The sequence below is a fragment of the Streptomyces sp. NPDC032721 genome (assembly GCF_055579625.1).
Genome location: NZ_JBVIMX010000001.1, coordinates 110,338 through 133,295, shown reverse-complemented (window position 1 = coordinate 133,295; position 22,958 = coordinate 110,338). Strand labels below are relative to the sequence as shown.

Annotated in this window: 20 protein-coding genes; 17 read left to right on the top strand and 3 right to left on the bottom strand. The window is 70.5% G+C overall.

Annotated elements, in window-relative coordinates; genetic code table 11:
• The first annotated feature begins 28 nt into the window (after positions 1-28).
• A complete protein-coding gene (locus ACZ5PB_RS00580; RefSeq protein WP_468686543.1) occupies positions 29-760 on the top strand; it encodes an HdeD family acid-resistance protein in 732 nt (243 codons plus the stop codon).
• A 123-nt stretch (positions 761-883) separates the two neighbouring features.
• Entirely contained in the window at positions 884-1,423 is a 540-nt protein-coding gene (locus ACZ5PB_RS00575) for an ATP-binding protein (RefSeq protein ID WP_468686542.1), read from the top strand.
• Positions 1,424-1,449: 26 nt separating this feature from the next.
• Here ACZ5PB_RS00575 and idi read toward each other — a convergent pair whose 3' ends face one another.
• The 3 genes from idi to ACZ5PB_RS00560 all read right to left on the bottom strand — a co-directional run bounded on the left by idi (position 1,450) and on the right by ACZ5PB_RS00560 (position 4,695).
• Entirely contained in the window at positions 1,450-2,064 is a 615-nt protein-coding gene (gene idi / locus ACZ5PB_RS00570) for an isopentenyl-diphosphate Delta-isomerase (RefSeq protein WP_468686541.1), read from the bottom strand.
• Positions 2,065-2,209: 145 nt separating this feature from the next.
• Positions 2,210-3,445, bottom strand: coding sequence for a GNAT family N-acetyltransferase (locus ACZ5PB_RS00565; protein WP_468688209.1), 1,236 nt, complete (start codon positions 3,443-3,445; stop codon positions 2,210-2,212).
• Positions 3,446-3,753: 308 nt separating this feature from the next.
• A complete protein-coding gene (locus ACZ5PB_RS00560; protein ID WP_468686540.1) occupies positions 3,754-4,695 on the bottom strand; it encodes a cation diffusion facilitator family transporter in 942 nt (313 codons plus the stop codon).
• A 458-nt stretch (positions 4,696-5,153) separates the two neighbouring features.
• On the opposite strand from ACZ5PB_RS00560, the gene ACZ5PB_RS00555 reads away from it, so the two are divergent.
• The 15 genes from ACZ5PB_RS00555 to dxs all read left to right on the top strand — a co-directional run bounded on the left by ACZ5PB_RS00555 (position 5,154) and on the right by dxs (position 22,948).
• The gene (locus ACZ5PB_RS00555) at positions 5,154-6,917 is read left to right on the top strand and encodes a DUF5941 domain-containing protein (RefSeq protein WP_468688207.1); all 1,764 of its coding nucleotides are present in this window, start codon (positions 5,154-5,156) and stop codon (positions 6,915-6,917) included.
• The gene (locus ACZ5PB_RS00550; protein ID WP_468686539.1) at positions 6,914-7,651 is read left to right on the top strand and encodes a phosphocholine cytidylyltransferase family protein; all 738 of its coding nucleotides are present in this window, start codon (positions 6,914-6,916) and stop codon (positions 7,649-7,651) included. Before ACZ5PB_RS00555 ends, ACZ5PB_RS00550 begins: the two co-directional genes overlap by 4 nt.
• Complete coding sequence (locus ACZ5PB_RS00545; protein WP_468686537.1) at positions 7,639-8,706, top strand: iron-containing alcohol dehydrogenase family protein; 1,068 nt, start codon at positions 7,639-7,641, stop codon at positions 8,704-8,706. The genes ACZ5PB_RS00550 and ACZ5PB_RS00545 overlap by 13 nt, the downstream gene beginning before the upstream one ends.
• Positions 8,681-9,463 carry a CDP-alcohol phosphatidyltransferase family protein gene (locus ACZ5PB_RS00540; RefSeq protein ID WP_468686536.1) on the top strand — a complete coding sequence of 261 codons (783 nt, stop codon included), beginning with the start codon at positions 8,681-8,683 and terminating at the stop codon, positions 9,461-9,463. Before ACZ5PB_RS00545 ends, ACZ5PB_RS00540 begins: the two co-directional genes overlap by 26 nt.
• A 23-nt stretch (positions 9,464-9,486) precedes the next feature.
• Entirely contained in the window at positions 9,487-10,359 is an 873-nt protein-coding gene (locus tag ACZ5PB_RS00535; RefSeq protein WP_468688205.1) for a glycosyltransferase family 2 protein, read from the top strand.
• Positions 10,360-10,461: 102 nt separating this feature from the next.
• Positions 10,462-11,391, top strand: a complete 930-nt coding sequence (locus ACZ5PB_RS00530; RefSeq protein ID WP_468686534.1) for an ABC transporter permease — start codon at positions 10,462-10,464, stop codon at positions 11,389-11,391.
• Positions 11,384-12,172 carry an ABC transporter ATP-binding protein gene (locus ACZ5PB_RS00525; RefSeq protein ID WP_468686533.1) on the top strand — a complete coding sequence of 263 codons (789 nt, stop codon included), beginning with the start codon at positions 11,384-11,386 and terminating at the stop codon, positions 12,170-12,172. The genes ACZ5PB_RS00530 and ACZ5PB_RS00525 overlap by 8 nt, the downstream gene beginning before the upstream one ends.
• 421 nt (positions 12,173-12,593) lie before the next feature.
• Entirely contained in the window at positions 12,594-13,496 is a 903-nt protein-coding gene (hpnC, locus tag ACZ5PB_RS00520; protein ID WP_468686531.1) for a squalene synthase HpnC, read from the top strand.
• Entirely contained in the window at positions 13,493-14,446 is a 954-nt protein-coding gene (hpnD, locus tag ACZ5PB_RS00515; RefSeq protein ID WP_468686529.1) for a presqualene diphosphate synthase HpnD, read from the top strand. Before hpnC ends, hpnD begins: the two co-directional genes overlap by 4 nt.
• Before the next feature lie 133 nt (positions 14,447-14,579).
• Entirely contained in the window at positions 14,580-15,995 is a 1,416-nt protein-coding gene (gene hpnE, locus ACZ5PB_RS00510) for a hydroxysqualene dehydroxylase HpnE (RefSeq protein WP_468686527.1), read from the top strand.
• Positions 15,992-17,083, top strand: coding sequence for a polyprenyl synthetase family protein (locus tag ACZ5PB_RS00505; protein WP_468686525.1), 1,092 nt, complete (start codon positions 15,992-15,994; stop codon positions 17,081-17,083). Before hpnE ends, ACZ5PB_RS00505 begins: the two co-directional genes overlap by 4 nt.
• Before the next feature lie 137 nt (positions 17,084-17,220).
• Positions 17,221-19,224, top strand: a complete 2,004-nt coding sequence (shc, locus tag ACZ5PB_RS00500; RefSeq protein WP_468686523.1) for a squalene--hopene cyclase — start codon at positions 17,221-17,223, stop codon at positions 19,222-19,224.
• Between the two features lie 9 nt (positions 19,225-19,233).
• Positions 19,234-19,896 carry a phosphorylase family protein gene (locus ACZ5PB_RS00495; protein WP_468686521.1) on the top strand — a complete coding sequence of 221 codons (663 nt, stop codon included), beginning with the start codon at positions 19,234-19,236 and terminating at the stop codon, positions 19,894-19,896.
• A gap of 5 nt (positions 19,897-19,901) precedes the next feature.
• Entirely contained in the window at positions 19,902-20,924 is a 1,023-nt protein-coding gene (gene hpnH, locus ACZ5PB_RS00490) for an adenosyl-hopene transferase HpnH (RefSeq protein ID WP_468686519.1), read from the top strand.
• Positions 20,925-21,070: 146 nt separating this feature from the next.
• Complete coding sequence (dxs, locus tag ACZ5PB_RS00485; RefSeq protein WP_468686517.1) at positions 21,071-22,948, top strand: 1-deoxy-D-xylulose-5-phosphate synthase; 1,878 nt, start codon at positions 21,071-21,073, stop codon at positions 22,946-22,948.
• The last annotated feature ends 10 nt before the right edge of the window (positions 22,949-22,958 follow it).

The following is a 22,958-nucleotide window of genomic DNA, read 5'->3' as shown; positions in this document are numbered from 1 at the left end:
GCACGGGGGCCGACCGAGGAGCGCTCGCATGGTGGAACCGAACCGGACCGACCGGACCGACCGGACCGAACCGAACCGCGCGACCAAGAAGCTGAGCCGGAACTTCGGCTGGCTGGCCTTCCTGGGCATTCTGCTGGTCATCGGCGGAGTGGTCGGGCTCATCTACACGGGCTTCGCCACACTGACCTCGATGGTGCTGTTCGGCTGGCTGCTGCTGGTCGGCGGGCTCGTCGGCCTGCTCCAGTCGGTGCAGTCGCGGGGCACCAACTTCTTCTGGCTGGGCGTCGTCGTCGCCGCGCTCAACATCGCGGCCGGTGTCGTCGTCATCCGCCACCCGGTCGTCAGCGCCGAGGCACTGACGATGTTCGCCGCCCTGCTCTTCCTGACCGGTGGTCTCTTCCGGGTGGTCGGCAGCGTGGTGGTGCGCGGCCCGCAGTTCGGCTGGACGCTGGTCCAGGGCGCCTTCGGCCTGCTGCTCGGCCTCCTGGTGCTCTTCGACTGGCCGCACAGCAGCCTGTACGTCCTCGGCACCTTCTTCTCGCTGGCCCTGCTCTTCGACGGACTCGGCCTGATCTCGATCGGCCTCGGCGGACGCCGGGTCGTGTCCATGGTGTCGGAGACGATGCGGCCGCCGACGGCCCCGCCGGCCCCGGAGGCCGACGGAGCACCGAGTTCCGCCGAAGCGGGCCGGGCCCCGCAGGAGCCCACGGGAAGGGCCGAGTTCAGCAAGCCGGAAGATCAGAACCGGTCGCCCAACTGACCGTCAAACGGCCAATAGGCGGCCTAGAGACGAGCAGAATCAGTCATTAGACGTCTCTTGCCGCTGACTTGTGTTCAGCCCGATGGTCCGGACCTCCCCGCCCCGAACACTCGAAACGTGGTCATGACCGAGCATGAGGGCGGGTGCCCGATGATGGAGAGCCGTGAGAGCGCCCCACCCCCCGACGGGGGCGTCGGCGCCCCGCCGGGCACGGGCGCCGAAGACTCCGCGAGCCCTCCCCGGGCGTACGAAGGAGTCTGGCGGTTCACCGCTCCGGCGGTGGACATCTCCGTCCCGCAGGCCCGGCACGCGGTCCGTGACCTGATCCGCCGACAGGGCGTCCCGGCCGCCGACGACCTGGTGCAGGGACTCCTGCTGATCGTCTCCGAGCTGGTCACCAACGCGGTCAAGCACGCGGCCCTGCTCTCCCCGGAGCTGGCCGTGGAGGTCGCCATCGGCGCCGAGTGGATACGGGTCTCGGTGGAGGACAGCCACCCCTACCGCCCCAAACCGCTGGAGACGGACTACGCGCAGACCGGCGGGCGCGGGCTGCTGCTCGTACGGGAGATCGCGGGCGAGGCCGGCGGAGTCTGCGACGTCGAGCACACCGCGAGCGGCGGCAAGGTCATCTGGGCGGCCCTGCCGCTCGCCGCGGGCGGTTAGTCCAGAAGGCCCGGGGGGTTCGGGGGCTACCAGCCCGCCGCGTCCCCCGTCAGCTCACGGATCGCCGGACGCGCCGCGTCCAGCACCGTCATGAACCACGCCGAGAACGGGTCCTTCGCGTGCTGCTCCGCCAGCTCCTGGGGCGTCACGAACGCGGTGTCCCCAACCTCCTCCGGGTCCGGCCGCAGCGACGACTGCACCAGACCGACGAAGAGGTGGTTGAACTCCTGCTCCACCAGACCCGACGCCGGGTCGGGGTGGTTGTAGCGGACCGTGCCCGCCTCCGCGAGCAGCGTGGGGGAGACGCCCAGCTCCTCGTGCGTACGCCGCGCGGCCGCCGCGAAGGGGCCCTCGTCCGGGTACGGGTGGCCGCAACAGGTGTTGGACCAGACGCCGGGGGAGTGGTACTTGCCGAGCGCGCGCTGCTGGAGCAGCAGCCGGCCCGTCTCGTCGAACAGGAACACCGAGAACGCCCGGTGCAGCTGCCCCGGGGGCTGATGGGCGGACAACTTCTCCGCGGTGCCGATGGTGTTGCCGCTCTCGTCGACCAGTTCGAGGAGGATCTCGGCGGATTCTCCCGCTGATCCGCTGCGACTTTCACTGGGCGTGCTGTTCGCCACGGTGGCGGGTGTGGTCGGCATAACCATCCTTCGCTTCGGTTCCCGGCTGCCAAGTCTGCCGTACAAAAGCCGCTTGTCCGTACTTCGGCCGTACCAGGGGCGGCGGAAAAGGTCCTGCCCCTGTCACGGGTGCGACAGGGGCAGGACTTCCCACTTGTGCGGCGGATCAGACCCCGAATGCCTCCGGGTATTGGATCTCACCGCTCGGCAGCCCGGCCGAACCGTCCAGCACGAGCGCCCTCATGGCCTCGTCCGGTACGTCGAAACCCGGCCGGATACCGAGCTCCGAGGCAGGCGTGAAGCCGAACCTCGGGTAGTACTCCGGGTGCCCGAGCACCAGCACCAGCCGCTCGCCCCGGACCCGCGCGGCATCGAGCACGGCGCGCGTGACCGCGGCCCCCGCCCCCTGCCGCTGGAATTCCGGGGAGACCGCGACAGGGGCGAGCGCCGCAGCCGGGGCGCCGCCGACGTGGCACCGGGTGATCAGCGCGTACGCGGCCACCGACCCGTCCGGCGCCTCGGCGACGTACGAGAGCCCCGGCAGCCAGGCACCGGAGTCGGCGCGCAGCGCCTCCACCAGGTCGGCCTCGCCCTCGGTCGGGAACGCGGCGGCGTTGACCGCGTGCACCGCCGAGCGGTCGGCCGGGGTCTCGGGGCGGGTCCGCCAGCGCGGGTCGACGGGCCGCAGGACGTATCCCGTGTACCCGTACTCCGCGCCGTACAGGCGGCGCACCTCGATCTCCTCGCGGGTCATGGCGAGGGCCTCGGTCATGCCCGGCACGGCCGGGTCGGCGGCGGCGACGCGCTCGCCGAGCGGCCCGTAGTACTCGTCCCAGTCGGCGTCCGGCTGGAGGCAGGCACCCAGGACGTCGTAGCCGGCGGCGACGGCCGCCGCGCTGTTGGCAGCGCGGGTGGCCAGCGCGTACTGCGGGTCCCAGAAGGCGCGGACCCCGGCCGAGGGGTGCTCGGCCGTCCACTCGACCTCCGAGACGACGAGCACGCCACCGGGGGCGAGCAGCCGCTTCCACCGCTCCAGGGCGGTGGCGAAGCCGATGTTGTACGCCGATCCCTCGGCCCACACCAGGTCGTACGTGCCGTCCTGGAAGTCCAGGCCTTCGAGCGCGCCCATGTCGGCACGCACCGTACGGATCGAGTCGCCCAGCCCGCGCGAGGCGGCCGAGGCGTCCAGTTCGTCGAGGAACGGCTGGTACAGGTCGACCGCGGTGACCTGAGCACCCGCCTCGGCCGCCAGCAGCAGCGAGGCCCGGCCTGGACCACAGCCCAGGTCGAGCACCTTCGGACGCTCGGGGAGCTTGCCCGCGAGCGCGGCGAGGGAGAGGAAACGCCGGGTGGTGGCGTCGGAACCGGGACTCTGCCGGGGCAGGTCGCGGTGGAGAGTCATGAAGGCGTCAAAAATGACGTTCTCGGACAACGTGGATCCCTTTGTGTCAGGAAAGGGCCCAGCGGAAAACCGGCAGTGCGGAAGTCAGGCAGTGCGAAGAGGTCAGCCGAGGGCCCGGGAGATGAGGAAGGTCCGTATGCCGCACGAAGCAGCGCGCGCCGTGACCGTCATCAACTCATCTCCCCATTTCCGCACTCGTGTCCATCGAGACCGAACGTCTCTTCGATCACTCTAACAGCCCGTACCGACGGCCCGCCCTGACGGCCAGCCCCGGTGAAAGGCCCCGCGGTGGCCGACCCCACAGACGCTCAGTGGCAGACCTTCACCTCGTGCGCCGCATGCCCGCTCGGCTCCAGCTGGAAGGTGCAGTGCTCGACGTCGAAGTGGTCCCCGAGACAGCCCTGCAGCTCGTGCAGCATCTTCTCGTGCCCCACCGAGTCCAGCAGCTCCTGGCTGACCACCACGTGCGCCGACAGCACCGGCATCCCCGAGGTGATCGTCCACGCGTGCAGGTCGTGCACGTCCTCGACGCCGGGCGTCCCCAGGATGTGCTCCCGCACCTCCGCCATGTCGACGCCCTTGGGTGCCGCCTCCAGCAGTACGGAGAGCGTCTCGCGCAGCAGCTTCACGGTCCTCGGCACGATCATCAGGCCGATGACCAGGGACGCGATCGGGTCGGCGTAGCTCCAGCCGGTCAGCAGGATGAGGCCGGCCGCGACCAGCACGGTCACCGATCCGAGTGCGTCCGCCAGCACCTCCAGATAGGCGCCCCGCACATTGAGACTGTCCTTCTGGCCCTTGACCAGCAGCGACAGCGAGATCATGTTGGCGACCAGGCCGACCAGCGCGAAGACGATCGCCAGCCCGCCCTTGGTCTCGGCCGGGGTGATGAACCGCTCGATGGCCTCGATCAGTACGTAGCCGCCGACGCCGAGCAGCAGCAGACAGTTGGCGAGCGCCGCCAGGATCTCGGCCCTGGCGTACCCGAACGTGGCATTCCGGGTCGCGGGCCGGTTGGCGAAGTGGATCGCCAGGAGTGCCATCGCCAGCCCGAGCGCGTCCGTCGCCATGTGCGCGGCGTCCGCGATCAGCGCCAGCGAATTGCTGACCAGACCGCCGACGATCTCCACGACCATCACCGAGAGTGTGATGCCGAGTGCTATTCGCAGTCGTCCCTTGTACGCGGCAGCCGCCGTCCCGGTGGGCGGCGGCCCCCCGTGCGAATGCCCGTGATCATGCCCAGCCCCCATGTGACGACGCCTCCGGATCGTGGTGGTGGAGTGCGGGAAGTGACCTGCCCGCCACCCCAGTGAACTACGGGTGGGGGGTATGGGCAAGCCGGGACTGAACACCGTTGTCATGTGCTCTGACCTGCGGAAATGAGTGCAGGTCAGAGCGGTGGGCCGATCTTCGGGGACGGCCGGACGGGCCGCCCGCCGAGAAGCCGGGTGCGGGCTTCCGCACGGCTTTCGCACGGCTTTCGCACCGCTTCCGTACGCGGTTTGTGGCGCGGGCCGGTGATCGACCATGATGATCGCGGCGGTCCCGCCGCCCCCGGCCCGGCCCCATCGGAGCGTGAACGGGCAGTGAAATCGCGCTTCCGTTCATCCGATAGCCTCTGCCGATGCCGCCCCGCCCGCCCGTCCGCGGGCGCACCGCGCGGCTTTCCGTGCGGCTTTTCGAAGCCCAGCTCAAGGAGTGAGTTCGTCTGTCGACCGCCATCCTCACCGGCCCGCCGGTACCCGGATCGTCGCTCGAAGGCGATCTGAGATCGCTGGGCTTCGACGTGCGCTCCGCCGCGGACGCGGCCGAGACCGCGAAGCTCCTGGACGCGGCGCCGGCCGGTGACCGCGTCGCCCTCGTCGACCCCCGCTTCATCGGCCACGTGCACTCGCTGCGGCTCGGCCTGACCGACCCCCGCTTCCCGGCGGCGGCCGTACCCGGCGCGCTCACCGCACAGCCCGAGGCGCGCGCCGCCCTCGGCCGTGCGCTGCGCACCGCGCCGCTGACCGCCCCCGACGAGGTGGCCGCCGCACTCGACGCCGAAGGCGTCGCCGTACAGCGCCCCGAGCTCGGTTCGCTCGTCGCCGTGGTCCCGGGCGACCAGGCCTCCCGTACCGAGGCCGAACGGTCCGTGGCCGCCGTCGACGAAGAGGCGGTCCGGCTGCGGACCGCCGTGAAGTCCCGCGACGGCTTCTTCACCACGTACTGCATCAGCCCGTACTCCCGCTACCTCGCCCGCTGGTGCGCCCGGCGCGGCCTCACCCCGAACCAGGTCACCACCGCCTCGCTGATCACCGCGCTCATTGCGGCCGGCTGCGCGGCGACCGGCACCCGGGGCGGCTACGTCGCGGCCGGCGTCCTGCTCCTCCTCTCCTTCGTCCTGGACTGCACCGACGGGCAGCTCGCCCGCTACTCGCTCCAGTACTCGACGATGGGCGCCTGGCTCGACGCGACCTTCGACCGCGCCAAGGAGTACGCCTACTACGCGGGCCTCGCCCTCGGCGCGATCCGCGGCGGCGACGACGTATGGGCACTGGCGCTGGGGGCGATGGTGCTCCAGACCTGCCGCCACGTCGTGGACTTCTCCTTCAACGAGGCCAACCACGACGCCACGGGCAACACCAGCCCCACCGCGGCCCTCTCCGGAAAGCTGGACAGCGTCGGCTGGACGGTCTGGGTGCGGCGCATGATCGTGCTGCCGATCGGCGAGCGCTGGGCCATGATCGCGGTCCTCACCGCCGTCACCACCCCCCGCGTCGTCTTCTACGCACTGCTCATCGGCTGCGCCTTCGCCGCCTGCTACACCACGGCCGGCCGGGTCCTGCGCTCCCTCACCCGGCGCGCCACCCGCACCGACCGGGCCGCCCAGGCACTCGCCGACCTGGCCGACTCCGGCCCGCTCGCCGAGTCCGTCGCCCGGACCCGCCGCGCGGGCGGCGGCTTCCTCGCACCGGTACTGGCCCTCGCCGGCACGGCGGTCCTGCTCGCCGGAGCGCTGCTCTACGGCGGCACCTGGACCTTCGTCGGAATCGCGGTCCTCTACGCCTTCCTCAGCGGCCTCGCCGTCGGAGCCCCCCTCAAGGGCGCCCTCGACTGGCTGGTCCCCCCGTTCTTCCGGATCGCCGAGTACTGCACGGTCCTGATCCTCGCGGTCGAGGCGGACACCGCCGGAGCCCTTCCCGCCGCATTCGGGCTGGTCGCGGCGGTCGCCTACCATCACTACGACACGGTGTACCGCATCAAGGGCGGCACCGGAGCCCCGCCGAACTGGCTGGTGCGGGCGGTCGGCGGCCAGGAGGGCCGCATCCTCCTGGTGGCCGTTCTCGCCGCCCTGTCGACCACGATCGACTTCCCCCTCGCGCTCGCGGTGCTCGCTGTGGCCGTGGCGCTGGTGGCGGGTGCCGAGAGCATCCGCTTCTGGGTCTCCTCGGGAGCACCCGCCGTACACGACGAAGGAGAGACCGCATGATCGGCCTGGTACTGGCAGCGGGCGCCGGACGGCGTCTGCGCCCCTACACCGACACGCTGCCCAAGGCCCTCGTGCCCGTCGACGGCGACACCACCATCCTCGACCTCACCCTCGGCAACTTCGCCGAGATCGGCCTCACCGAGGTCGCGATCATCGTCGGCTACCGCAAGGAAGCCGTCTACGACCGCAAGGCCGCGCTGGAGGCCAAGTACGGCCTCAAGCTCACCCTGATCGACAACGACAAGGCCGAGGAGTGGAACAACGCCTACTCCCTGTGGTGCGGCCGTGACCAGATCCGTCACACGGTGATCCTCGCCAACGGCGACACCGTGCACCCGGTCTCCGTCGAGAAGACCCTGCTGGCCGCCCGCGGCGACGGCAGGAAGATCATCCTCGCCCTCGACACGGTGAAGAACCTCGCCGACGAGGAGATGAAGGTCATCACCGACGCCTCCGGCGCGGTGCAGAAGATCACCAAGCTGATGGACCCGGCCACCGCATCCGGCGAGTACATCGGCGTCACCCTCATCGAGGGCGAGGCCGCCGACGAGCTCGCCGACGCCCTCAAGGTCACCTTCGAGCGGGACCCCGACCTCTACTACGAGGACGGCTACCAGGAACTCGTGAACCGGGGCTTCCGCATCGACGTGGCCCCGATCGGCGACCTCAAGTGGGTCGAGATCGACAACCACGACGACCTCGCCAAGGGCCGGGAGATCGCGTGCCTGTACTGACCCGCCTCATCCCCTCGCCGCTCACCGTCGACATCTCGCGCGGCGCCCTCGACGACCTGGCCGGCCTCCTCGCCGACCAGCGGATCTCCGGCTCCGGCTGCCTGGCCATCGCCATCAGCGGCGGCTCCGGCCAGGCACTGCGCGAGCGGCTCGCCCCGGCACTCCCGGACGCCGACTGGTACCCGGTCGCCGACGGCACCATCGACTCCGCGATCAAGCTCGCCGACGACATCAAGGGCAAGCAGCGCTACGACGCGGTCGTCGGCCTCGGCGGCGGCAAGATCATCGACGTCGCCAAGTACGCCGCCGCCCGCGTCGGCCTGCCGATGGTCGCGGTCGCCACGAACCTGGCCCACGACGGCCTGTGCTCGCCGGTGGCCACCCTCGACAACGACAACGGGCGCGGCTCCTACGGCGTACCCACGCCGATCGCCGTCGTCATCGACCTCGACGTGATCCGCCAGGCCCCCGACCGTTTCGTACGGTCCGGCATCGGCGACGCCATCTCCAACATCTCCTGCGTCGCCGACTGGGAACTGGCCCACGAGACCAAGGGCGAGTCCATCGACGGCCTCGCCGCCGCCATGGCCCGCCAGGCCGGCGAAGCCGTGCTGCGCCACCCCGGCACCATCGGCGACGACGCCTTCCTCAAGGTGCTCGCCGAGGGCCTGGTGCTCACCGGCATCTCGATGACCGTGGCCGGCGACAGCCGCCCGGCGTCCGGCGCCTGCCACGAGATCAGCCACGCCTTCGACCTGCTCTTCCCCCGCCGCTCCCAGCTGCACGGCGAGCAGGTCGCCATCGGCGCCGCCTTCGCGATGCACCTGCGCGGCGCGACCGAGGAGGCCGCGCTCTTCGCCGACGTACTGCGCAGACACCAGCTGCCCGTGCTGCCCGGCGACATCGGCTTCACCGTCGACGAGTTCGTGCAGGCCGTCGAGTACGCCCCCCAGACCCGTCCGGGACGCTTCACGATCCTGGAACACCTCGACCTGTCCGCAGACCAGATCAGGGACGCTTACGCCGACTATGTCAAGACGACCATCAGTAGCTGAACTCCGTCCCGTCGTTCACCCCGCCGGCGTCAAGGACCGGCGCAGCGGTGAGCACTGGGGCGGTCGCCTGTACATGCGCGAGATCTCGCTGCGCGTGGACAGGTACCTGGTCAACACCAGGATCACCCCCAACCAGCTGACGTACGTGATGACCGTCTGCGGTGTCCTCGCCGCCCCGGCCCTGCTCGTGCCGGGCATCTGGGGCGCCGTCCTGGGCGTCGTCGCCGTACAGCTCTACCTCCTCCTCGACTGCGTCGACGGAGAGGTCGCCCGCTGGAAGAAGCAGTTCTCGCTGAACGGCGTCTACCTGGACCGGGTCGGCGCCTACCTGACGGACGCCGCCGTGCTCGTCGGCGTCGGACTGCGGGCCGCCGACATCTGGGGCACCGGGCGGATCGACTGGCTGTGGGCCTTCCTCGGTACCCTGGCCGCGCTCGGCGCGATCCTGATCAAGGCGGAGACCGACCTGGTCGCCGTCGCGCGCCACCAGGGCGGCAAGCCGCCGGTCGCGGAGTCGGCGAGCGTGCCGCGCTCCTCCAAGGTGGCGCTGGCCCGCAAGCTCGCCTCGATGCTCCAGTTCCACCGGCTGATCCTCGGCATCGAGGCCTCGCTGCTGATCCTGGTGCTGGCCTTCTTCGACGCCGCACGGGGCGACCTGTTCTTCACCCGGCTCGGCGTCGCCGTCTTCGCGGGCATCGCGCTGCTCCAGACGCTGCTGCACCTGGTGTCGATCCTCGCCTCCAGCAGGCTCAAGTGACCGGCGCCCAGGGGAACAGCCCCCTGAAGGTCGGCGCGGTCATCATCACGATGGGCACCCGCCCGGACGACCTCAACGCCCTGATCGACTCCGTCCGCAAGCAGGACGGCGACCCGGTCGACATCGTGGTCGTCGGCAACGGCGCCCCCGTCACCGGGGTCCCGGACGACGTCCGCACCGTCGACCTGCCCGAGAACCTGGGCATCCCCGGCGGCCGCAACGTCGGCATCGAGGCCTTCGGCCCGGCCGGATCCGACGTCGACGTCCTGCTCTTCCTGGACGACGACGGGCTGCTGCCCCGCACCGACACCGCCGAGCTGTGCCGACGCGCGTTCGAGGCCGACCCCGGGCTGGGCATCATCAGCTTCCGGATCGCCGACCCGGACACCGGCGTCACCCAGCGCAGGCACGTTCCCCGGCTGCGCGCCTCGGACCCGATGCGCTCCTCGCGGGTGACGACCTTCCTCGGCGGTGCCAACGCCGCCCGTACGAAGGTCTTCGCCGAGGTCGGCGGACTCCCGGACGAGTTCTTCTACGCCCACGAGGAGACCGACCTGGCCTGGCGGGCACTGGACGCCGGCTGGGCGATCGACTACCGCGCGGACATGGTCCTCAACCACCCCACCACCTCGCCCGCCCGGCACGCGACGTACCACCGCATGGTGGCCCGCAACCGGGTCTGGCTGGCCCGCCGCAACCTGCCCGCCCCGCTGGTCCCCGTCTACGTGGGGGTGTGGCTGCTGCTCACCCTCGCCCGGCGCCCCTCCGGGCCCGCGCTCAAGGCGTGGTTCGGCGGCTTCAAGGAGGGCTGGAGCACCCCCGCGGGTCCGCGCCGTCCGATGAAGTGGCGTACGGTATGGCGGCTGACCCGACTGGGCCGACCACCCGTCATCTGACAAGCTCGGGCAGAGCGGTTCCGGGTTCTGCCACCCGGGACCCGGACACCCGCGCACAGCGCCCGACGGTTCGCGCATCTTTGAAGACGAAAGTTTCCACTTGTGAGTGACACTTCCCAAGACGGAGCGGTCGCTATGAGCGTCCCTCCCTCTCCCGACGAGGGACTGACCCCGGCGCAGCTCGCCGCCAAGTACCACCTCTCGGTGAGCGGTGCCCGCCCCGGCTTCGGCGAGTACGTACGGCAGTTGTGGGGCCGGCGCCACTTCATCATGGCGTTCTCCTCGGCGAAGCTGGCGGCGCAGTACAGCCAGGCCAAGCTGGGCCAGCTGTGGCAGGTGGCGACCCCACTGCTCAACGCGCTGGTCTACTTCCTGATCTTCGGGCTGATCCTGAACGCCGGGCGGGGGATGACGAAGGACGTCTACATCCCCTTCCTGGTCACCGGCATCTTCGTGTTCACCTTCACCCAGAGCTCGGTGATGGCGGGCGTCCGGGCGATCTCCGGGAACCTGGGCCTGGTGCGGGCGCTGCACTTCCCGCGCGCCTCGCTGCCCATCTCGTTCTCGCTCCAGCAGCTCCAGCAGCTGCTGTACTCGATGATCGTGCTGCTGGTGATCGTGGTCTGCTTCGGCAACTTCCCGACCTGGTCGTGGCTGTTGGTGATCCCGGCGCTGGTGCTGCAGTTCATGTTCAACACGGGCCTCGCGATGATCATGGCGAGGATGGGTGCCAAGACCCCCGACCTGGCGCAGCTGATGCCGTTCATCATGCGGACCTGGATGTACGCCTCGGGCGTCATGTTCAGCATCCCGGTGATGCTGGAGGACAAGCCCGCGTGGATCGCGGACATCCTCCAGTGGAACCCGGCGGCCGTCTACATGGACCTCATGCGCTTCGCGCTGATCGACGGGTACGGCGCGGAGAACCTGCCGCCGCACGTCTGGGCGTCGGCCGCGATCTGGGCGGTGCTGTTCGGCGTGCTCGGCTTCGTGTACTTCTGGAAGGCTGAGGAGCGGTACGGCCGTGGCTGAAGACAAGATCCAGGGGCGTGTCCCCACGGTCATCGCCGACGATGTGCACATCGTGTACCGGGTGCACACCGGTGGCGGCGGCAAGGGCGGCGCCACCGCGGCCCTCAACCGCATGATCCGGGGCAAGAAGGCCCAGGACTCCCGCGGCGTCCGCAAGGTGCATGCCGTACGCGGCGTCTCCTTCACCGCCTACCGGGGCGAGGCCATCGGCCTGATCGGCTCCAACGGTTCGGGCAAGTCGACCCTGCTGCGCGCGATCGCGGGGCTGCTGCCCGCCGAGAGCGGCAAGGTCTACACCGACGGCCAGCCCTCGCTGCTCGGCGTCAACGCGGCGCTGATGAACGACCTGACCGGCGAGCGGAACGTCATCCTCGGCGGTCTCGCCATGGGCATGTCGCGCGAGCAGATCCGGGAGCGCTACGAGGGAATCGTCGACTTCTCCGGCATCAACGAGAAGGGTGACTTCATCACCCTGCCCATGCGGACCTACTCCTCCGGCATGGCGGCGCGGCTGCGCTTCTCCATCGCGGCGGCCAAGGACCACGACGTCCTGATGATCGACGAGGCGCTGGCCACCGGTGACCGGAAGTTCCAGATCCGCTCGGAGCAGCGGATCCGCGAGCTCCGCAAGGAGGCCGGCACGGTCTTCCTGGTGAGCCACAGCAACAAATCGATCAGGGACACCTGTGACCGCGTCCTTTGGCTGGAGAAGGGCGAGCTCCTGATGGACGGCCCGACCGAGGAAGTCGTCAAGGCGTACGAAAAGGAAACCGGGAAGTAGTTTCCCGGGCCAGGGCCCCCGCCGGAACCGGCGGGGGCCCTGGCGTGTGTAAGAAGTGAAGACGCCCGAGCGGTGGCGGCAGTCGTAGCGGAGGGGCCGTCAGGATCCGGCCGATCCGCCAACTGGCCCAAGATCGCGGAAGGTTGGGCCCGATTGGAGTGTTGTTGTAATGCGCGCAACACCCCGCGGCGATGCTTCGCGTTGTACAACGTAAGCTGTACCGGTGCTGATTCGCGGCAAGTGGGGCTATTGCCCCTTCGGGTAAGTGCCTCAGGGCAGTCGCCGCCCTCGGGCGAGGGGCGGCGTGTCCGAAATGGGATGTTTTGAGTCGGCAGTGTAGAACGGGAGGTGTGACGGCAATGGCTTTGGAATCTCTCCAGCTCCGAGATGCTCTCGCCGTCCTCGTGGAGGGCAGTCGGCGATGACTGAGGTCCGGGACGTGCCCCCCGGCGCTCCCACGCGCAGCACTCTCGACAAGGCCGCCGACGAGAACTTCCCCGTCGCGCCCTTCTTCCTTCCCCGCGCCTGGCGCGACGACCTCATGGCGGTCTACGGATACGCCCGCCTGGTCGACGACATCGGCGACGGCGACCTCGCCCCCGGCGGCCGGGACGCCGTCCTCCTCGGCCTCGACAAGGAGCAGGCGGACGACCGGATCGCCATGCTCGACGCCTTCGAGGCCGACCTGCACCGGGTCTTCGACTCCACCCCCCGGCACCCGCTGCTCGCCGCCCTCCAGCCCACCGTCCGCCGCCGCGCCCTCACCCCCGAGCCCTTCCTCGGGCTGATCGAGGCCAACCGGCAGGACCAGACGGTGAGCCGCTACGCCACCTACGACGACCTCCTCGCCTACTGCGAGCTCTCCGCCAACCCCGTCGGCCGGCTGGTCCTCGCCCTCACCGGCACCACCAGCCCCGAGCGCGTCCGCCGCTCGGACGCCGTCTGTACGGCGCTGCAGATCGTCGAGCACCTCCAGGACGTGGCGGAGGACCTGGCCCGGGACCGGATCTACCTCCCGGCCGAGGACATGAAGCGCTTCCACGTGTCCGAAAGCGACCTTGCGGCGCCGACCGCGAACGCCTCCGTACGCTCACTGATCGCATTCGAGGCGGAACGGGCCACCCGCCTGCTGAATGAAGGACCCCCGCTCGTGGGTAGCGTGCACGGCAGACTGAAGCTCCTGCTGGCCGGTTTCGTCGCCGGTGGCCGCGCCGCCCTCAAGGCGGTACACACCGCCGGATTCGACGTACTCACTGGACCGCCCAAGCCCACCAAGCTCAGTCTGCTGCGCGAAGTGGGAGCGACTCTGCGAAGAGAGGGGTGAGCCGGACCGTGGAGGGACTTGATCAACAGGTGTCCGCACCGGTACTCGCCGCGTACAGCTACTGCGAGGCGGTGACCGGACAGCAGGCGCGCAACTTCGCGTACGGCATCCGGCTGCTGCCCACCGACAAGCGCAACGCGATGTCCGCGCTCTACGCCTTTTCCCGGCGCGTGGACGACATCGGCGACGGCACGCTGCCGCCCGAGGTGAAGGAGAAGCGGCTCGGCGAGACCCGGGCGCTGCTGGCCCGGATCAGCGCGGGCGACATCGAGGACGACGACACCGACCCGGTGGCCGTCGCACTCACCGATGCCGCACGCCGCTTCCCGATCCCGCTCGGCGGGCTCGACGAACTGATCGACGGCGTCCTGATGGACGTTCACGAGGCCACCTACGAGACCTGGGACGACCTCAAGGTGTACTGCCGGTGCGTCGCCGGGGCCATCGGACGGCTCTCGCTGGGCGTGTTCGGCTCCCCGTCCGGCGCACGCGACGCCGCGCGCGCCCCGGAGTACGCCGACACCCTCGGACTCGCCCTCCAACTCACCAACATCCTCAGGGACGTTCGTGAGGACGCGGGCAACGGGCGGACCTATCTGCCCGCCGAGGACCTCGCCAAGTTCGGCTGCTCGGACGGATTCCACAGCGCGACCCCGCCGGCAGGCTCCGACTTCCCCGGACTGGTCCACTTCGAAGTGCGCCGCGCCCGCGCCCTGTTCGCCGAGGGCTACCGGCTGCTGCCCCACCTCGACCGGCGCAGCGGCGCCTGTGTCGCCGCCATGGCCGGTATCTACCGGCGCCTCCTCGACCGCATCGAGCGCGACCCGTACGCGGTGCTGCGCGGGCGCGTCTCGCTGCCCGGACGCGAGAAGGCGTACGTCGCCGTACGCGGCCTCTCGGGCCTCGACGCGCGTCACATTTCCCGGCAGACCGCCAGGAGGCGGCCTTGAAAGGGGCAGTCAGAACGTTTCACGTGAAACCGTGGAATTCGTCGAACCGGTGCGCAACCCTCCGCAGGGCTGACGCGTCCCTGACTGCAACGGCCTTCTGGGCCCGCTCAACGGTTTGCTCGGGGGAGGGCGCATGACACACGACAGCGTGCGGTCCCCGCGCACCCCGGAGCAGCCGGAGCCGCAGACCGCCGTGGTGATCGGCGGCGGACTCGCGGGCATCACCGCCGCCCTCGAACTCGCGGACGCGGGCGTGGAGGTCACGCTCCTGGAGGGGCGGCCCCGGCTCGGCGGACTCGCGTTCTCCTTCCAGCGCGGCGAACTGACCGTCGACAACGGACAGCACGTGTACCTGCGCTGCTGCACCGCCTACCGGTGGTTCCTGGACCGGGTGCAGGGCGCGGAACTCGCGCCGCTGCAGGACCGTCTTGACGTGCCCGTGCTCGACGTGGGCGACCCGCGCGGCCCCCGGCTCGGACGGCTGCGGCGCACCGCCCTGCCCGTCCCCCTGCACCTGGCCGCCAGCCTCGCCACCTACCCGCACCTCTCGCTCGCCGAGCGGGCGAGCGTCGGGCGGGCCGCGCTGGCCCTCAAGGGGCTCGACCTGGCCGACCCGAAGCTGGACGACGTCGACTTCGCGAGCTGGCTCGGCGAGCACGGGCAGTCCCGCCGTACGATCGAGGCCCTCTGGGACCTGGTCGGGGTGGCCACGCTCAACGCCACCGCACCGCACGCCTCGCTGGGGCTCGCCGCCATGGTCTTCAAGACCGGGCTGCTCTCCGACCCGGGCGCCGCCGACATCGGCTGGGCGCACGTACCGCTGGGCGAACTGCACGACACTCTCGCCCGCAAGGCACTCGACTCGGCGGGCGTACGCACCGAACTGCGGACCAAGGCCGGTTCCGTCTCCCGTACGGAAGACGGGGGCTGGGCGGTCGAGGCGGACGGGGAGCGGATCCTCGCCGATGCCGTCGTCCTCGCCGTACCGCAGAAGGAAACGCACCAGCTGCTGCCGGACGGCGCGCTCGACGAGCCCGGCCTGCTCCTGGAGATCGGCGTCGCACCGATCCTCAACGTGCACGTGATCTACGACCGCAAGGTGCTGCGGCAGCCGTTCTTCGCCGCACTCGGCACACCCGTGCAGTGGGTCTTCGACCGCACCGACGCCTCCGGGCTGACCGGCGGCGGACAGTACCTCGCCGTGTCGCAGTCGGACGCGGGCGACGAGATCGACGCACCCGTGGCCGAGCTCAGGGAGCGCTACCTCCCGGAGCTGGAGCGGCTGCTGCCCGCTGCCCGCGGCGCGCGGGTACGGGACTTCTTCGTCACCAGGGAACGGACCGCGACGTTCGCCCCCACCCCCGGCGTCGGGCGACTGCGCCCCGGACCGCGCACCCGCGCACCGGGCCTGTACCTGGCCGGCGCGTGGACCGACACCGGCTGGCCCGCGACCATGGAAAGCGCGGTACGCAGCGGCCTCGGTGCCGCCGGTGCGGCGCTCTCCGCCCTCGGCCGCCCCCATGAACTTCCGCCCCTGGAGGCGGCATGAGCATCAGCACTGGAACAAGAGGAGAGCCTGTGACCCCGGTGAACCCGGCTGTCGACACCGTGGACATCGCCGCGCTGTTGGAGCGCGGCAGGGCCATGTCCGCACCGGTGCTGCGGGCCGCCGTGGACCGGCTCGCGCCGCCCATGGACACCGTCGCGGCTTACCACTTCGGGTGGATCGACGCCCAGGGCAACCCCGCCGACGGCGACGGCGGCAAGGCGGTGCGCCCCGCGCTCGCCCTGCTGTCCGCCGAAGTGGCGGGCGCCACCGCCGCGGTCGGCGTCCCCGGCGCGGTGGCCGTCGAGCTGGTGCACAACTTCTCGCTGCTGCACGACGACCTGATGGACGGCGACGAGCAGCGCAGGCACCGCGACACCGTGTGGAAGGTGCACGGCCCGGCCCAGGCGATCCTGGTCGGCGACGCGCTCTTCGCGCTCGCCAACGAACTCCTCCTGGAGATCGGCACCGTGGAGGCGGGGCGGGCCACCCGCCGGCTCACCAGCTCCACCAGGAAGCTGATCGACGGCCAGGCACAGGACATCTCCTTCGAGCACCGCGACCGGGTCACCGTCGAGGAGTGCCTGGAGATGGAGGGCAACAAGACCGGCGCCCTCCTCGCCTGCGCGGTCTCCATCGGCGCGGTCCTCGGCGGCGCCGACGACAAGACCGCCGACACGCTGGAGGCCTACGGCTACCACCTCGGCCTCGCCTTCCAGGCGGTCGACGACCTGCTCGGCATCTGGGGCGACCCGGACTCCACCGGCAAGCAGACCTGGAGCGACCTGCGCCAGCGCAAGAAGTCGCTGCCGGTCGTCGCCGCGCTGGCCGCGGGCGGACCCGCCTCCGAGAAGCTCGGCGAGCTCCTCGCGGCGGACGCCAAGAGCAATGACTTCGACACCTTCTCCGAGGAGGAGTTCGCCTACCGGGCGTCCCTCATCGAGGAAGCCGGCGGACGCGAGTGGACCACCCAGGAGGCCCGCCGCCAGCACGCGGTCGCCATCGAGGCGCTGCACGGTGTCGACATGCCGGAACAGGTGCGGGCGCAGCTCACCGCGCTCGCCGACTTCGTGGTCGTACGAAAGAGGTGACGGCCGCCCGGCACATATCCGGCCGCTCCGGGGGCTAGCCCCCGGAGCCCCAGGCAGTCGCCGCCCGGAGCCCCCCGTGGGCCCCGGGCGACGGAAACCCCAGCACAGCAGAAGTCCAACTGCACGAAGGGGAAACCATGACAGCGACGACCGACGGAAGTTCCGGGGCCGTGGGCCCCGGAACGACTGCGGCCAGCCCGACCACCGACAGCGCCTCCGACGTCCGTGACGCCGCCCGCCGGGCCACCGACCTGGCGGTCGGACACCTGCTCGGCCGACAGGACGCCCAGGGCTGGTGGAAGGGCGATCTCGCCACCAACGTGACCATGGACGCCGAAGACCTGCTGCTCCGTCAGTTCCTCGGCATCCAGGACGAGAAGACCGTCCAGGCGGCCGCGCTCTTCATCAGGGGCGAGCAGGGCGAGGACGGCACCTGGGCCACCTTCTACAAGGGACCCGGCGACCTCTCCGCCACCATCGAGGCGTACGTCGCCCTCAGGCTGGCCGGGGACCTCCCCGAAGAGCCGCACATGACCCGGGCCGCCGCCTGGGTGCGGGCCAGGGGCGGCATCGCCGCGAGCCGGGTCTTCACCCGGATCTGGCTGGCCCTGTTCGGCTGGTGGAAGTGGGACGACCTCCCGGAACTGCCACCGGAGTTGATGTTCTTCCCCAAGTGGGTACCGCTCAACATCTATGAATTCGGCTGCTGGGCCCGGCAGACCATCGTGCCGCTGACCGTCGTCTCGGCGAAGCGGCCGGTCCGCCCGGCCCCCTTCGCACTGGACGAGCTGCACACCGACCCGCGTAACCCCAATCCCCCCAAGCGCCTTGCCGGACCCACCAGTTGGGACGGAATTTTCCAGCGCCTCGACAAGGCGCTGCACGTCTATCACCGTTTCGCACCGCCGCCACTGCGCCGTACCGCGATGAAGGCGGCGGCCCGGTGGATCATCGAGCGGCAGGAGAACGACGGCTGCTGGGGCGGTATCCAGCCGCCCGCCGTCTACTCGCTGATCGCGCTCCACCTTCTTGGTTACGATCTCGAACACCCGGTCATGCGGGCCGGACTGGCTTCACTGGACCGGTTCGCCGTATGGCGCGAGGACGGGGCCCGGATGGTCGAGGCCTGCCAGTCGCCGGTCTGGGACACCTGCCTCGCCACCATCGCGCTCGCCGACGCGGGCCTGCCCGCCGACCACCCCGCGCTGGTGCAGGCCGCCGACTGGATGCTCACCGAGGAGATCTCCAGGCCCGGCGACTGGGCGGTGCGCAGGCCCGAACTGCCGCCGGGCGGCTGGGCGTTCGAGTTCCACAACGACAACTACCCCGACATCGACGACACCGCCGAGGTCATCCTCGCCCTGCGGCGGGTCAACCACCCGGACCGTGAGCGGATAGAGGGAGCCATCTCACGCGGGGTGCGCTGGAACCTCGGCATGCAGTCCAAGAACGGTGCCTGGGCCGCCTTCGACGCCGACAACACCAGCGCCTTCCCCAACCGGCTGCCGTTCTGCGACTTCGGCGAGGTCATCGACCCGCCGTCGGCCGACGTCACCGCCCACGTGGTGGAGATGCTGGCCGTCGAGGGCAAGGCCCACCACCCGCGCACCCGGCGCGGCATCACCTGGCTGCTCGCCGAACAGGAGCCCAACGGCGCCTGGTTCGGCCGCTGGGGCGTCAACTACGTCTACGGAACAGGGTCGGTGGTACCCGCGCTGACCGCCGCCGGACTGCCCGGATCGCACCCCGCGATCCGCCGTGCGGTGGCCTGGCTGGAATCCGTGCAGAACGACGACGGCGGCTGGGGCGAGGACCTGCGCTCCTACCAGGACCCCGCATGGGCCGGGCGCGGGGCGTCCACCGCCTCGCAGACCGCCTGGGCACTGCTCGCGCTGATCGCCGCAGGGGAGAGCGACAGCAAGGCCACCGAGCGCGGAGTCGCCTACCTCGCCGAGACCCAGCAGCCGGACGGCTCCTGGGACGAGCCGTATTTCACCGGCACCGGCTTCCCCTGGGACTTCTCCATCAACTACCACCTGTACCGGCAGGTGTTCCCGCTCACCGCACTCGGCCGGTACGTCCACGGGGAGCCCGTCTTCCCCCACTCCCGGTCCGCAACGGACACCCGCAACGCCCGCTGAGGGGGCTGCATGACCCGAAACCCGGGTTCGGCTGGACCCGGCAGTTCCACACCGCTGCTGATCGCCTGCGCGCTCGGCATCGAAAGGATCGCCCTGCGCGGCGGCGACCGCAGCGGTGCGGCAGGACCCGTCCTCGTACTCCGTACGGGGATGGGACCGGAAGCCGCCGACTACGCCATCGCCCGAACGCTCACCGAAGGCCCGGCCAAGGACGCGGCGGTCATCGCCTCCGGGTTCTGTGCCGGACTCGCGGCCGGCATGCACCCCGGTGACCTCGTCGTCGCCACCGAGACCCGGGACCGGCGCGGTGCCACGCCCTGCACGGACGTGGAAGTGCTGGCCGACGCGGTGGCCAGAGCACTGCCGGAACGGGTGGTCCACACCGGGCCGCTGGCCGGCAGCGACCACGTCGTACGCGGCACGGCCGAACGGGCCGCACTGCGCGCGACCGGGGTGATCGGCGTGGACATGGAGTCCGCCGCGACCCTCGCCGGCGCCCTGCGGACCGGGCCGAGGCCCGTTGCCGCCGTCCGGGTGGTCGTGGACGCACCCGAGCACGAACTCCTCAGGCTCGGCACGCTCAGCGGTGGAATATCGGCCTTCCGTGTTCTCCGCCAAGTACTGCCGGCGTTTTACGAATGGCACCGTTCTTTGTTGCTCCCCAGGAGGTGAGCCAGATGGCAATGCCGCTCCGTCAGACCATCAGGGTCGGGACGTATCTCATCGAACAGAAGATCCGAAAGCGCGAGAAGTTCCCGCTGATCGTCGAGCTGGAACCGCTCTACGCGTGCAACCTGGCCTGCGAGGGCTGCGGCAAGATCCAGCATCCGGCGGGTGTGCTCAAGCAGCGCATGCCGGTCGCACAGGCCGTCGGGGCGGTGCTCGAATCGGGCGCCCCGATGGTCTCGATCGCCGGTGGCGAGCCACTGATGCACCCTCAGATTGACGAAATCGTGCGGCAGTTGGTGGCCAAGAGGAAGTACGTCTTCCTCTGCACCAACGCCATGCTGCTGCGCAAGAAGATCGAGAAGTTCAGCCCATCGCCCTACTTCGCCTTCGCCGTGCACATCGACGGGCTGCGCGAGCGGCACGACGAGTCGGTCGCCAAGGAAGGCGTCTTCGACGAGGCGGTGGCGGCGATCAAGGAAGCCAAGAAGCGCGGCTTCCGGGTCACCACCAACTCGACCTTCTTCAACACCGACACCCCCCAGACCATCATCGAGGTACTCAACTTCCTCAATGACGACCTGGAGGTGGACGAGATGATGATCTCGCCCGCCTACGCCTACGAAAAGGCTCCCGACCAGGAGCACTTCCTCGGCGTCGACCAGACCCGCGAACTCTTCAAGAAGGCCTTCGCGGGCGGCAACAGGAAGAAGTGGCGGCTCAACCACTCGCCGCTCTTCCTGGACTTCCTGGAGGGCAAGGCCGACTTCCCGTGCACCGCATGGGCGATCCCGAACTACTCCCTGTTCGGCTGGCAGCGGCCCTGCTACCTGATGAGCGACGGATACGTGCCCACGTACCGCCAGCTCATCGAGGAGACCGACTGGTCGAAGTACGGACGCGGCAAGGACCCGAGGTGCGCCAACTGCATGGCGCACTGCGGCTACGAGCCGACGGCCGTCCTGGCCACCATGGGCTCCCTCAAGGAGTCCATCCGCGCCGCCCGCGAGACCGTCTCCGGAAACCGCGGGTGACGTGGAACCGCGGGTGACGTGATGACCGCCGGAGTCCCGGTTCGGCCGGGGCTCCCGGCGGCGGTCGGCACGGAGGACGCCCGGGGGCCTTCGGGCCGGTCCGGCGTCACGGTGAGCTGAACAGTAGATCCGAGAGGGGGCCGAACGTGGCGATCTTGGAAGGTATCAGGGGTCCACGGGACCTGAAGGCGCTGGACGAAGCAGAACTCGTCGAACTGGCCGAAGAGATCCGGCAGTTCCTGATCAATGCGGTGGCCAGGACCGGAGGCCACCTCGGCCCCAATCTCGGCGTGGTGGAGCTGACGCTCGCGCTGCACCGCGTCTTCGAGTCACCGGTCGACCGGATCCTGTGGGACACCGGCCACCAGAGCTATGTGCACAAGCTGCTGACGGGACGTCAGGACTTCTCGAAGCTGCGCGGCAAGGGCGGCCTCTCCGGCTACCCGTCCCGCGCCGAGTCCGTCCACGACGTCATCGAGAACAGCCACGCCTCCACGGTGCTCGGCTGGGCCGACGGCCTCGCCAAGGCCAACCAGGTACTGGGCAGGCCCGACCACGTCGTCGCCGTCATCGGCGACGGCGCGCTCACCGGCGGCATGGCCTGGGAGGCGCTCAACAACATCGCCGCCGCCAAGGACCGCCCGCTGATCATCGTCGTCAACGACAACGAGCGCTCCTACGCACCCACCATCGGCGGCCTCGCCAACCACCTCGCCACCCTGCGCACCACCGACGGCTACGAGCGGTTCCTGGCCTGGGGCAAGGAACTCGTCCAGCGGATGCCCGTCGTCGGCAAGCCGCTGTACGAATCGCTGCACGGCGCCAAGAAGGGCTTCAAGGACGCCTTCGCCCCCCAGGGCATGTTCGAGGACCTGGGACTCAAGTACGTCGGACCGATCGACGGACACGACGTGGCCGCCGTGGAGTCCGCGCTGCGCAGGGCCAGGCGCTTCCACGGGCCCGTACTGGTGCACTGTCTGACGCAGAAGGGGCGCGGGTACGCCTTCGCGGAGCAGGACGAGGCGGACCGGTTCCACGCGGTCGGCGCGATGGACCCGCTGACCTGCGAGCCCCTCGCCCCGTCCAGCGGGCCCTCCTGGACCTCGGTGTTCGGGGACGAGATGGTCAAGGTCGGGGCCGAGCGGCCGGACGTCGTGGCGCTCACGGCGGCGATGCTGCACCCGGTCGGGCTGACCAGGTTCGCCGAGGCGTTCCCCGAGCGGGTCTGGGACGTCGGGATCGCCGAGCAGCACGGCGCGGTGTCGGCGGCCGGCCTCGCCACCGGCGGGCTGCACCCCGTCTTCGCGGTGTACGCGACCTTCCTCAACCGGGCCTTCGACCAGGTGCTGATGGACGTGGCACTGCACAAGTGCGGCGTCACCTTCGTCCTGGACCGGGCCGGGGTGACCGGCGCCGACGGGGCCTCGCACAACGGCATGTGGGACATGTCGATCCTCCAGGTCGTGCCCGGGCTGCGGATCGCCGCCCCGCGCGACGCCGCACAACTGCGGGCCCAGCTCCGGGAAGCGGTGGCGGTGGACGACGCGCCGACCGTGGTGCGCTTCCCCAAGGAGTCGGTGGGACCCGAGTACCCGGCCCTCGGCCGGGTCGGCGGACTCGACGTACTGCACAGGGACGAGGATCCCGAGGTGCTCCTGGTGTCCGTGGGGGCGCTCGCGGGCGTCTGCCTGCAGACCGCGGAGCTGCTGAAGGAGCGGGGCGTACGGTGCACGGTCGTGGACCCGCGCTGGGTCAAGCCCGTGGACCCGGCGCTGCCGCCGCTCGCCGCGCTGCACTCCCTGGTCGCGGTGGTCGAGGACAACTCCCTTGCCAGTGGCGTCGGTTCGGCCGTAGGGCAGGCGTTGCGGGAGGCGGCCGTCGACGTGCCGCTGCGGACCTTCGGGATTCCCGAGCAGTTCCTCGCGCACGCCAAACGCAGCGAGGTGCTGGCCGACATCGGGCTCACGCCCGTGGAGATCGCCGGGCGGATCGGTGCCGCACTGGCCCCGCCGAACTCGAACTGAGCACCTGACG